Annotated in this window: 10 protein-coding genes; 8 read left to right on the forward strand and 2 right to left on the reverse strand. The window is 71.4% G+C overall.

Annotated elements, in window-relative coordinates:
- From DKG75_RS15695 to DKG75_RS15725, 7 genes are all read left to right on the forward strand, one after another.
- The gene (locus DKG75_RS15695; RefSeq protein WP_166646501.1) at positions 1–1,941 is read left to right on the forward strand and encodes a vWA domain-containing protein; all 1,941 of its coding nucleotides are present in this window, start codon (positions 1–3) and stop codon (positions 1,939–1,941) included.
- Positions 1,941–2,663: an ATP-binding cassette domain-containing protein gene (locus DKG75_RS15700; RefSeq protein ID WP_109922076.1), complete on the forward strand. Its 723-nt coding sequence runs from the start codon at positions 1,941–1,943 to the stop codon at positions 2,661–2,663. Before DKG75_RS15695 ends, DKG75_RS15700 begins: the two co-directional genes overlap by 1 nt.
- Positions 2,657–3,850, forward strand: coding sequence for an ABC transporter permease (locus DKG75_RS15705; protein ID WP_109922077.1), 1,194 nt, complete (start codon positions 2,657–2,659; stop codon positions 3,848–3,850). The genes DKG75_RS15700 and DKG75_RS15705 overlap by 7 nt, the downstream gene beginning before the upstream one ends.
- Positions 3,843–5,384: a formylglycine-generating enzyme family protein gene (locus tag DKG75_RS15710; protein WP_109922079.1), complete on the forward strand. Its 1,542-nt coding sequence runs from the start codon at positions 3,843–3,845 to the stop codon at positions 5,382–5,384. The genes DKG75_RS15705 and DKG75_RS15710 overlap by 8 nt, the downstream gene beginning before the upstream one ends.
- A 133-nt stretch (positions 5,385–5,517) precedes the next feature.
- The gene (locus DKG75_RS15715) at positions 5,518–6,249 is read left to right on the forward strand and encodes a YMGG-like glycine zipper-containing protein (protein ID WP_208112088.1); all 732 of its coding nucleotides are present in this window, start codon (positions 5,518–5,520) and stop codon (positions 6,247–6,249) included.
- 10 nt (positions 6,250–6,259) lie between these two features.
- Positions 6,260–6,757 (forward strand): hypothetical protein, encoded by a 498-nt coding sequence (locus DKG75_RS23045; RefSeq protein WP_166646500.1) that lies wholly within the window; start codon positions 6,260–6,262, stop codon positions 6,755–6,757.
- A 227-nt stretch (positions 6,758–6,984) separates the two neighbouring features.
- Entirely contained in the window at positions 6,985–8,079 is a 1,095-nt protein-coding gene (locus DKG75_RS15725) for a hypothetical protein (protein ID WP_109922083.1), read from the forward strand.
- A gap of 103 nt (positions 8,080–8,182) precedes the next feature.
- On the opposite strand, the gene DKG75_RS15730 is transcribed toward DKG75_RS15725, so the two are convergent.
- Complete coding sequence (locus DKG75_RS15730; protein ID WP_109922084.1) at positions 8,183–9,349, reverse strand: extracellular solute-binding protein; 1,167 nt, start codon at positions 9,347–9,349, stop codon at positions 8,183–8,185.
- Between the two features lie 20 nt (positions 9,350–9,369).
- Complete coding sequence (locus DKG75_RS15735; protein WP_109922085.1) at positions 9,370–10,137, reverse strand: type 1 glutamine amidotransferase; 768 nt, start codon at positions 10,135–10,137, stop codon at positions 9,370–9,372.
- Between the two features lie 80 nt (positions 10,138–10,217).
- On the opposite strand from DKG75_RS15735, the gene DKG75_RS15740 reads away from it, so the two are divergent.
- A complete protein-coding gene (locus DKG75_RS15740; protein WP_243746547.1) occupies positions 10,218–11,168 on the forward strand; it encodes an SPFH domain-containing protein in 951 nt (316 codons plus the stop codon).
- Positions 11,169–11,174 lie beyond the last annotated feature (6 nt).

Below are 11,174 nucleotides of genomic sequence, written 5' to 3' on the forward strand. Positions count from 1 at the left end.
ATGCGCCTGTTCCGCCTTCTCGCCCTGGTTCTCGCCGGTCTCTGCGTCGGGCTCGGCGCCCTGCCGGCCGAGGCCCGCGCGCCCTTGCTGATCGAGGGCAAGAAGACCCTCTACCAGCGGGTCCTGGCCCGGCCGGGGGCGGAGGTCGTCAGCGATCCCATGGCGGCCCTGGGCAAGCCGGTGCCGCCCTTCACGGTCTTCTATGTCTATGGCCGCCAATCCGTCGGCGGGCGCGATTTCGTCGAGGTCGGAACCTCGACCAGGGGCGATGTCGCCGGTTTCATCGCCGCCGATCGGGTGATCGACTGGAAGCAGAGCCTGACGGTCGCCTTCGCCAATCCGGCGGCGCGGGAACGGGTGCTGTTCCTGAAGGACCGCGAGGCGCTCGGCCGGCTGATGTCCTCCCCCGCGCGGGCGGCGGAGGCGGCGGCGATGCGCGATGCCGCCATCGGCGACCGCCTGCCGCCGGACAGCCCGGTGCTGGCGATCGAGCCGCCGACCTTCGTCGATCTGGCCCGGCAATTCTACCTGCTGCCCATCCTCAATGCCGAACAGGCGCTGACCGACGACGGCTTCCCGGTCCGCCTGCTGGAAGTCGCGTCGGTCCCGGCCAACAAGCCGCCGGTCACGGTCGCCGCCCCGCCGCCCCCGGACCCGGATGAAATGCTGCGCCGTTTCAAGGTCGGGATCACGGTGGTCATCGACAATTCGGTCTCGATGCAGCCCCATATCGAGCGCACGCGCGACGTGGTGCGGCGGATCCACGAGCAATTGAAGGACACGCCCTTCGCCGACAATATCCGCTTCGGCGTCGTCGGCTTCCGCGACAGCACCAAGGTGACGCCGTCACTCGAATATGTCGCCAAAGTGTTCTCGCCCCTGTCCCCGGATCGGCGCCCGCTGGAAACCCTGGCCGCGCTCGACACCATGAAGGCGACACGGGTTTCCAGCCCCAATTTCTACGAGGACAGTTTCGCCGGCATCAAGCTGGCCCTGGACGAGATGGACTGGGGGCCCTTCGGCGGGCGCTACATCATCCTGATCACCGATGCCGGCAGCCGCGCCGCCAACGACCCGTCCAGCGACACCCACCTCGGCCCAGAGCAATTGAGCCAGCTTGCCCAGCAGAAGGGCATCGCCGTCTTCGCCCTGCACCTGCTGACCCCGGCCGGCGTCAACGATCATGCCCGGGCCGAGGCGCAATACCGCCCGCTGACCCGGTTCCCGGGCGCCGGCAGCCTCTACTACCCCGTGCCCGGCGGCAGTCCCGATGCCTTCGGCCGCATGGCCGACCAATTGGTCGATACGCTGGTCGCCCAGGCCCGGGCGACGGTCGCCGCCGCCACGCCGGCCGCGCCGCCGCCGGCTCCCCCCGCCGCCGGTTCCATGGCCGACCAGGGCGCCATCGTCGGCTATGCCATGCGCATGGCTTACCTCGGGCGCGAGCAGGGCACGCGGGCACCCGATGTCTTCCGCGCCTGGACGGCGGACCGCGACACCACGAAGCCGACCCTGCCGGCGCTGGACGTCCGCGTCCTGCTGACCAAGAACCAATTGTCCGACCTTGCCGCGGCGCTGCGCCTGATCCTGGACCAGGGCGAGAAGAACCGCCTGTCGCCGCAGGATTTCTTCGCGCAATTGCAATCGGCCGCCGCCGCCACGGCGCGCGACCCGTCCCTGGTCCGCCAGGTCGGCAATCTCGGCGACCTGCTTGGCGAATATCTCCAGGACCTGCCGTACCGCAGCCAGATCCTCGGCCTCGACGAGCGGGAATGGCTGGCCATGGGCCCCGCCGCCCAGCGCGAGGTGCTGGACACGATCGAGGCCAAGCTCCGCCTCTACGGCGAATTCGACGCGACCAGCAACCTCTGGATCGCCTTCGGCGAGGGGCAGGCGGCGGGCGAGACGTATTTCCCGGTGCCCCTGGAGGCGCTGCCCTGATGGGCCTCGTCGAGGTCGCGGGCCTTGCCCGCCGCTGGCGGGCGGAGGGGCGGGACTATACGGTCGCGGTCGAGCGCCTGACGGTGGCGCCCGGCGACTGCATCGCCCTGACCGGCCCGTCCGGCGTCGGCAAGAGCACGCTGATCGACCTGCTCGCCCTGGCCCTGGCGCCCGACGCGGCGGAGCGCTTCGTGCTGCGCATCGGGGGGGAGGCGATCGATCTGGCCGCGCTGTGGCGCCGGGGCGGGCGCGGGCGGGCGGCGCTGGCGGCCCTGCGCGCCCGCATCGTCGGCTATGTGCCCCAGGCGGGCGGCCTGCTGCCCTATCTCGACGTCGAGGGCAATATCGCCCTGACCCAGCGCCTGAGCGGCCGGCCCGACCGCGCCCTGGTCCGGGAACTGGCCCGGCGCCTCGACATCGGCGATCTCCTGGCGCGGAAGCCGGCCACCCTGTCGGTCGGGCAGCGCCAGCGCGTCGCCATTGCCCGGGCGCTCGCGCATCGGCCGCTGCTGCTGCTGGCGGACGAGCCCACCGCCTCGGTCGATCCGGTGCGCGCCGCCGCCATTCTCGACCTGCTGATCGAAAGTGCGGCGGCGGCGGGGGCGGCGCTGGTCGTCGCCAGCCATGATCTCGACCGGCTCGACGGCCGTATCGGGGGGCGGCTGGTCCCGACCGTGGTCGCCGATGCCGAGGGCACGAGGGCGGTGTTCCACCCATGCTGAGCCTGCGCCTCGCCCTGGCCGACCTCTGGCACGAGCGCGGCCTGGCCGCCTGCTTCATCGTGGCGCTGGCGGCGATCATGGCGCCGCTGCTGGTCCTTTTGGGGCTGAAGACCGGGATCGTCGACACCATGCGCGCCCAATTGCTGGAAGACCCCCGCATGCGGGAAATATCCTCCCTCGGCAACCGCACCCTGGGCGAGCCCGAGATCGAGGCCCTGCGCCAGGTCCCGGGCCTCGTCTTCGTCGTCGGCCGCACCCGGCAGCTGGCCGCGACCGCGACCCTGGCGCGGGCGGACGGCAGCCAGGCGGTGACCGCCGAACTGATCGCGACCGGCCCGGGCGATCCCCTGATCGCGCCCCTGGCGGCCCCGCTGGCCGATGGCGAGGCCGTGCTCAGCGCGGCGGCCGCCCGGCGCATGGCGCTCGGCCCCGGCGACAAATTCCGCCTGGCCGTCCAGCGCCGGTTGGGCGAGCAGGTGGAGGGCAAGGCCCTGACCCTGACGGTCACCGGGATCGCCCCCGCCGCCGCCTTCGGGCGGGAGGGGGCCTTCGTCTCGGTCGATCTGCTTGCAGCACTTGAGGATTACCGCGACGGCCGGCCGGTGCCGCGCCTTGGCTGGGACGGGCCGAACACGCTGGTGCTGCGCGCCTTCGCCGGCTTCCGCGCGGTCGCCGGTGGGATCGAGGCGGTCGCCCCGGCCGCCGCCCGGCTGGAAGCGCTCGGCTATACGGTCTCGACCCGGGCGGACGAGATCGAGACGGTGCTGCGCCTCGACCGCAATCTTTCGGCGATCTTCCTCATCGTCGCGGTGATCGGCGGCACCGGCTTCGCGCTCAGCCTCGGCGCCAGCCTGATCGGCCATGTGGCGCGGAAGCGGGGGGAATTGTCGCTGCTGCGCTTCATGGGACTTTCGACCGGCGGAATGGCGGGTTTCCCCCTGTTCCAGGGTGTCGCTATCGCCATCCTTGGGACCGGGCTTGCGGTCGTAGTCTTCCTCGGTGCGGCCGAGGTCATCAATGCCCGGTTTTCCGAAGGTCTGCCGGGGGGCGGGGCGCTGTGCCGGCTGTATCCCCCGCAGGTCGCCGCCGTCGCGGGGCTTGCGCTTGCGGTCGCGGTCGCCGCATCCTCGCTCGCCGGGGTCCGGGCGGCCCGGGTCGAGCCGGGGGAAGGGGTGCGCCATGGCTGAACGGTGGCTGGTTGCCGGGGTTTCCGCCCTGGCCTTGCTGGCGGCGCCGGCTTCGGCGGCCGAACCGTCGTGGGATGCCAAGGCGTTCAATCCGGCCCCGGCCGAGGGCGATCAGGTGCTGCCCATGCCCTGCGGCGGCGCCATGGTCTTCCGCACGGTGGAAACGCCGACCGGGGATGCCGCCGCCGGGCCTTTGGACGACCGCCAGGTGATCGTCGGCACCACCGATCCCGAGACCGATTATGCCGAGCACAGCCGGCGCGACTATCTGGCCGGCGGCCTCGTCGCCCGCGACGGCAAGCGCCGCTTCCTGATCGGGAAATACGAGGTTACGGCCGATCAATATGCCGCGGTGATGGCCGGGACCTGCCCGGTGCCGGGGCCCCTGGGGCGGCGGCCGCGGGTCGACGTCTCGTGGTTCGACGGCATCGCCTTTGCCGCGCGTTATACCGAATGGCTGCTGGCCCAGGCGCCGGGCAGCCTGCCCCGCCAGGGCGAGACCACGGCCTTCCTGCGCCTGCCGACCGAGACCGAATGGGAATATGCCGCGCGCGGCGGCGCCGCCGTCTCCGAGGCGGAGTTCCGCGCCCGCCTGTTCCCGATGCCGGAAGGGGTGACGGCCTATGCCTGGATCGACGGGCCGGCCTCCGCCGACGGGCAGTTGCGGCCCATCGGCCTGCTGAAGCCCAATCCCCTTGGCCTGCACGACATGCTGGGCAATGCCGACGAATGGGTGCTGGAGCCCTATCGGCTGGTGCGGGTCGCCCGGCTGCACGGGCAGGCCGGCGGCCAGATCGCCAAGGGCGGCAATTTCCGCACCGCCGAGGCGCGGCTGCGCGCCTCGCTGCGGGTCGAGATTCCGCCCTTCGATGCCGCCAGCGGCAAGGCGACGGCGCTGCCCACCACCGGCTTTCGCCTGGTGATGACGGCGCCGGTTTCCGCCTCGCTGTCGCGGATCGATGCGCTTCGCGCCGCCTTTATCGCCATCGAGCGCGGCCGGGGCGGGGAGACCGACCCGATCGCCCTGCTGCGCCGCCTGGCCGAGGAAGCCACCGACCCCGACATGCGCCGCGCGGTCGAGGCCATCACCCAGGCCCTGGCCGCCGAACGCACGGCCCGCGACGAGGCGGAGGCGCGCTCGGCGAAATCGACCATCTATGCCGCCGCGACCATGATCCGCTCCATCCGCGATCTCGACCGCCGCCTGCAACCGGTGAAGGCGCGCTGGGAACTGGCGGAAAAGGCCAGGCGCGCCAATCCGGCCGAGGCGGACGAATGGAAGGTCCTCTACGATGCCACCGCCCAGGCGCTGGATATTGCGAAACGTGCCTATCGCGACGTCCTGGTCCAGACCGCCGACGACCTGGATGCGGCCCGCCTCAAGGCGGCGCTGGCGGTGCTGAGCGGGGAATTCGATGCCCGGGACCTGCCCAGCTTCACCCGTTTCGCCAGGCTTTTTGTGGCCCAGGTCACTGCCTATGCGGCACAACCGGCGCAGGATGATGGGCGTTGGTACCGGCAGTTGCTGGAATAGGCGGGAAACCCGCCTGGTGCTGGAATAGGCGGGAAACCCGCCGGGTGCTAGAATAGGCGGGGAACCCCCGCCGGGCCGCGGCCGTTCTATCGCCAGGGGCGTTCGGGAAAGGGGTGTTGTGATGGAGGTCGCCATGGTTCGACGGCAGCGCAAGACGGCACTCAGGCTGGGGGGCACCCTGGTCCTTGTCGCCGCGCTCGGCCTTGGCGGCTGCGTCTCCAATTCCTATTCCTTCGGCGGCGGCGATTATTACGAGCCGCTGACCCCGGCCCAGGCGGCGCTGCGCGAACAGACCGACCGCTTCAATGAAACCGTCGCGACCGGCGCCGTCGCCGGCGCCCTGCTCGGCGCGCTGGTCGGCGCTTTGGCCGATTCCAGGAATCCCGGGCGCGGCGCTGCGATCGGCGCGGCCGCGGGCGGCGTCCTTGGCGGCGCTTCCGGCTACTACATCGCCAGCGAGAACGAGCAATATGCCAGCCGGGAACAGGCGCTGGAGGCGCGGATCCAGGCGGCACGCAACGAAGCCGCATCCTATCGCCAGATCGCGGCCTCCTCGTCCAAGGTGGCGGCGGAGAACCGGCGGAAGCTGGCCCAGCTTGAACAGCAGTATCGCAACGGCCAGATTTCCGCCCGCGACTACAAGGCCCGCACCGCCGCCATGCACGAGGACCTGCGCCTGATGGACGAAGCCTTGAGCAATGCCGGCGAGGTACGCCAGAAGATCTACGACGATTCGGGTTATGCCGGGCCCCAGGGCCGCGCCAGCCTGGGCCAGTCCAATGCCGATATCGCCCGCTCGGCGGAAGAGATCGCCCGCAGCCGCGACGAACTGGCCCGTGCCCTGGCCACGGTACCCGATGCGTAAGGGGAACCCGATGAAGGCCGTTTTCACCGCCCTCGGGCTGCTGCTGTCCGTGACGGCCTGCGCCCGCGATCAGGACCCGGCCTCGGCCGGCTATTTCTCGGGCATGGGCAACCTGATGGACGGCACCTACGACCGCCGCATCGAACAGCGCGAGGCCGAGGCGCGCAGTTCGGAACAGATCGCCCGCGACATGCAGGCCCGGGCCGCCGCCGCCTCGGCCGATGCCAGGGCGACCGGCGCCGATGTCGCCGCCGTCGAAGCCCGCAACCGCCGCCAGCGCGAGGAATTGCGCCGGCTCGAAGCCTCGCTCCGCCAGGCGGAGCAGAACCGCAATGCCCGCGCCGCCGACCTCGACGCCGCCCGCGCCCGCCTGGCCGATGCCCGCCGCCGCCAGGAGCGGATCGACCGCGCCCCGGCGGCCCCCGACCGTTCCGCCGAACAGGCCGCACTCGACGAGGAGTTGCGCGCCCTGGATGCCCTGATCCGCCAATCCACCCGGCCGGAGTGATTTCATGCGCATCGCTGTCGTCCTGGCGCTGGCCACGGTTGTCGCGCCGGTTGCCGCCCTCGGCCAGGAAATCTACGGCATGGGCGGCATGCCCGGCGCCCTGTCCACGCCCGAGGACCCGGGGCCGATGGCGGAGGCGCCCTGCGCCGGCCGTCTGACCTGCGTGCCCAAGGTCCGCTACGAGGCGGGCCGGGACGCGGCGGGACGCGGCGGGCCGCCGGCTGACGGTGATCGAGCTTCGCCTGGGGCTCAGCGAACCGGTGCTGCCCGACGACATGCCTGCCGAAGGCTGCCTCGATGCCGACGGCAATCGCGACGGCGGCAGCGAATGGCACCTGCTGGCGGACGGCAAGCCGGAACGCCGCCTGCTCGCCTTCTGCAACGACGGTTACGGCGCCTCGGGGGTCGGGGACGACGAGATCATGGTCTCGGACAACCACCTGACCCATATCCGCAGCGGCGGTTCCGCCTGGCGCTGGGTCGAAACCCATAACTACCAATTGTCGCCCGCCCTGGTGACCGGCATCGATTCCTGCAATTACAGCAATATAGAAGCCTGGACCGGCACCCGGCTCAGCATCGATACCGCCACCGCCGGGGTGACCGTGCTCGGCTATCGCGCCGGCGGCGACGGCGATAACGAAGCCGGTATCGGCTGCCCGACCGAAAGCGATGCCCTGCCGATCGCCGAAAAGATGCGTTTCCTGAAGGCGCTGGCGGTGCCGGTGCCGGCCATTGCCGGCCCGGTGCCGGCGGATGCGGGCATCGGCACCTGCGGCGTGGCGATCAGCGCCGACGGCAGCGCCGGCACCGTGATCCACGGGATCGCCGCCGCCCCGGGCCGGGGCGCGGAACTGCGCGCCGTCGCCCTGGACGGGCGGAGCCTGCTGATCGACGTGCGCGATCCGCTGGCGGGCAGCGGCGGCCAGGGGGCGAAATCCTGGGTCGGCCAGCCCCATGTCGAACTCTACCTGAAGGGGGCGGAGGACAGCCCGAAACCCTTCGCGCAGCTGGGCATCACCCTGGACGGACAGGTCCATGCCGGGGTCGGCAAGGCGGCGGTGCCGGTGGTCGCGGTCTCCCGCGGGATCGACGAGAAGAACCGCGACGTCACCCGCCTGCGCCTGCGCTTCGCCGCCGAGGACGCCCTCGCCGGTGGGCTCGTGATCGTCTATTCCGAGGCGGAGAAGGGGCGCCAGCTGCGCCTGACCTCGACCGCGCCGGTCGAGCGCCTGACCCCCTTGCTCGCCCCGGCGCCGACCGCGGTGCCAACGACCTGCGCCATCGCCGATGGGCGGTTGACGGTGAGCGGCCTCGATTGAGCTAGAGCATGTTCGGAATGACCGTCATTCCGAACATGCTCTATCGCTTTGATTTTACGCATCTTCGGACGGCGAACCGGTTTCCACTTCGCCTGACGATGCGCTAGACCCGGCCGGCCAGGGCCTTTTCCAGCAGGGGATCGGCGCGGCTGCGTTCCGGCACCAGCCCCATGGGGGCGCAGCGCCCCAGCAGGGCCGGCCAGTCGTCGAAGGCCAGCGCCGCGCGCTCGGCGGGGGTCAGGAGATCGCGGGCGGCGGGCAGGGTCAGCCCGGCGGCGGGGCCGAGGCCGCCGGCCCGGGCAAGAGCGGCGATCACCGCGGGCTGCGCCAGGGCCTCGATGACCGCGCGGGCGGCCGGCAGGGCCTTGGCGGGCGCGGTCGCGGCCATCATCTCGACCCGGTAGAAGGCGGCCTTGCCGCCCAGGGGGCCATGGCCGGCGACCGCGATCGTCAGATTGCCATTGCCGCCGAGGCGTGCCGGCGCCAAGGCGCCGATGCCGAGCGGCAGGGCGAGGTCGATCCTGCCCTCGGCGAGGGCCGCCGCCGCCTCGGCCTGGGTACGGCAGACGAGGCCGGCCCGGTCCAGCAATTGCGGCAGCCCGGCCTCGAAGCGGCGCCATTCGCTCGGCCGTTGCAGGCGGAAGGGGTTCAGCCCGGCGTAAAGCATGGCAAGCGGCAGCAGCAGGGACGGTTCGGCGACGAGGCCGATGCGCCCGGTCAGGGCCGGGTCGTCGATGATCGCAAGGCCGAGGTCGGCCACCGCATCGGCCGAGACCCGGCGCCGGTCGATGCCCAGCGAAACGATATCGAAGCGCGCCGCCCGGCCCAGGTGGTAGCGGCCCTCGATCCCGGTTTCCAGCGCCGCCAGGGACGGCGCCAGTCCCGGCGCCAGTTCGATCGTGGCGGGCGGGGGCTGCTTGGCCAGGGGATCGACCACCCCCTCGGGCCACAGAATGCCGCGCAGCCAGGGGTGGGCGGCCACCACCAGCCCGGGCCGGGCCGCCTTTTCCGCCGCCGTCGCGCCCGGCCCGAGGGGGCGGAGGGGGGCCAGCGCCTCGTCGTCGTCGCGGAGGGTCCGGGCTTCGACCGTGGTCTTCGCGGCGGCGCCGAGCATTTTCAGCAAGGCCGCATCGCCATAGGCCGCGGGGGCGAGCAGGCGCAGCGGCGCCGGGGCGGCCAGCGTCAGGCCGGGCGCGAAGCCGGCGGCGGCAAGGCCGAGGGCCGCTGTCAGAACGCGGCGCCGATGCGGCGTCTTTGGGGGAAAAGGCATCGTCACTGACGCATCCTGCCTCAATCGGGCGCCGCCACCAACCCTTCGCGCGCAAGGGATCCGCGCGCAAGAGAAAGGAACCGCCGGCTGACCGTGGCGGCGAAGGCGGCGGCAGCAGGCAGGTGGCGGTGCAGCCCGTCCTCGAAACCGGCCAGCACGTCCGGCCGGTGCGCGGCCACCCAGCGGGCATTGCGATAGAGCCAGTCGCGGGCGATATCGGCCGTGACTTCGAAATGGCATTGGAAGCCATAGGTGGCGCGGCCGAGCCGGAACGCCTGGTGGCGGACGTCGGCGCCGGTGATCAGCAGGTCGGCGCCGGGGGCGAGGTCGAAAGTATCCTCGTGCCACTGCATGATGTGCTGGCGCGGCGCGAGGCCGGCCAGCAGCGGATCGGCAAGCCCGGCCGCGGTCAGGTCCAGGGGCAGGAAGCCGATCTCGGTCAGGCCGCGGGGGTAGACCCGGGCGCCGAAGGCGCGCGAAATCAGCTGCGCCCCGAGACAGAGGCCCAGCACCGGCCGGTCCGCGCGGTGAAAGGCCCGGATCAGGTCGAGAATGGCGGGCAGGGCCGGATAATCCCGGTCGTTGTTGGCATGCATCGGCCCGCCCAGCACCAGGAGGGCGTCATGGGCGCCGGGGCCGCCGGGCAGGGGCGTGCCCCCGGCCGGGGCGAGGCTGGACCAGCCGTCGTGGGGGGCGATGACGTCCAGCCGGGCGCCCGCCTCGATCAGGGCCTGTCCGACCAGCCCCGGCGGGGTGCGCATGTCGTTCTGTACGCAAAGAATCCGCATTTGTGATTCCGTTCACCCCCATCGGCCCCGTGCCGTGGTACGATCCAGCCCATCCAGGAAGTAGTGGAATGGAGGGGGAAATGGAAGGTTTCGGCGTTTTTGTCCTGGTGCTCTTGGTCCTTGTGCTGGTCCTGGTCTTCATGGGGGTGAAGACGGTGCCGCAGGGCCACGCCTTTACGCTCGAGCGATTCGGCCGCTATACCCGCACGCTGAACCCGGGCCTCAACTTCATCTTTCCGGTGATCGACCAGATCGGTGCCAAGTTGACGACCCAGGAAGTGGTGCTCGACGTGCCGTCGCAGAAGATCATCACCCTCGACAATGCGATCGTCACCTGCGACGCGGTCGCCTTCTATCAGGTGATCAACCCGGCCCAGGCCGCCTATGAGGTGCAGAACCTGACGGCGGCGATCATCAACCTGGTGCTGACCAATATCCGTTCGGTGATGGGCTCCATGGCGCTGGACGACGTCCTGTCGCGGCGGAGCGAGATCAACGACAAGCTGCTCGCCATCATCGACCAGGCGACCCAGCCCTGGGGCGTGAAGGTCACCCGCATCGAACTGAAGGATATCGCCCCGCCCGAGGACATGGTGCAATCCATGGCCCGGCAGATGAAGGCGGAACGCGAGAAGCGCGCCACCATCCTCGAGGCCGAGGGTGTCCGCGAAGCCAGCATCAAGCGCGCCGAGGGCGAAAAGGCCGCGGCCATCCTGGAGGCCGAGGGCCGCCGCGAAGCCGCCTTCCGCGACGCCGAGGCGCGCGAACGCGCGGCGGAAGCCGAAGCCCGCGCCACCAATGCGGTTTCCGAGGCGATCGGCGCCGGCGGCACCGGGGCGATCAACTACTTCCTCGGCCTCAAGTACATCGAGGCCCTGGCCGGCATCGGCATGGCGCCGAACAGCAAGGTCACCTTCCTGCCGCTCGATGCCTCGGGCGTCATGGGGGCGATTTCGGGCATTGCCGAGCTGACCAAGCATGTGGGCGGCGACGGCGCGGCGAAACCGGTCAAGCCCTGGGGCCAGGGCTGACGGGGG

It is taken from the genome of Zavarzinia compransoris (assembly GCF_003173055.1).
Taxonomy (GTDB): domain Bacteria; phylum Pseudomonadota; class Alphaproteobacteria; order Zavarziniales; family Zavarziniaceae; genus Zavarzinia; species Zavarzinia compransoris.

Coding starts and splice junctions, on each gene's coding strand:
- DKG75_RS15710 (WP_109922079.1), top strand. CDS start 3,843: ATGGCTGAACGGTGGCTGGTTGCCGGGGTTTCCGCCCTGGCCTTGCTG.
- DKG75_RS23045 (WP_166646500.1), top strand. CDS start 6,260: ATGAAGGCCGTTTTCACCGCCCTCGGGCTGCTGCTGTCCGTGACGGCC.
- DKG75_RS15735 (WP_109922085.1), bottom strand. CDS start 10,137: ATGCGGATTCTTTGCGTACAGAACGACATGCGCACCCCGCCGGGGCTG.
- DKG75_RS15715 (WP_208112088.1), top strand. CDS start 5,518: ATGGTTCGACGGCAGCGCAAGACGGCACTCAGGCTGGGGGGCACCCTG.
- DKG75_RS15740 (WP_243746547.1), top strand. CDS start 10,218: ATGGAAGGTTTCGGCGTTTTTGTCCTGGTGCTCTTGGTCCTTGTGCTG.
- DKG75_RS15705 (WP_109922077.1), top strand. CDS start 2,657: ATGCTGAGCCTGCGCCTCGCCCTGGCCGACCTCTGGCACGAGCGCGGC.
- DKG75_RS15695 (WP_166646501.1), top strand. CDS start 1: ATGCGCCTGTTCCGCCTTCTCGCCCTGGTTCTCGCCGGTCTCTGCGTC.
- DKG75_RS15730 (WP_109922084.1), bottom strand. CDS start 9,349: ATGCCTTTTCCCCCAAAGACGCCGCATCGGCGCCGCGTTCTGACAGCG.
- DKG75_RS15700 (WP_109922076.1), top strand. CDS start 1,941: ATGGGCCTCGTCGAGGTCGCGGGCCTTGCCCGCCGCTGGCGGGCGGAG.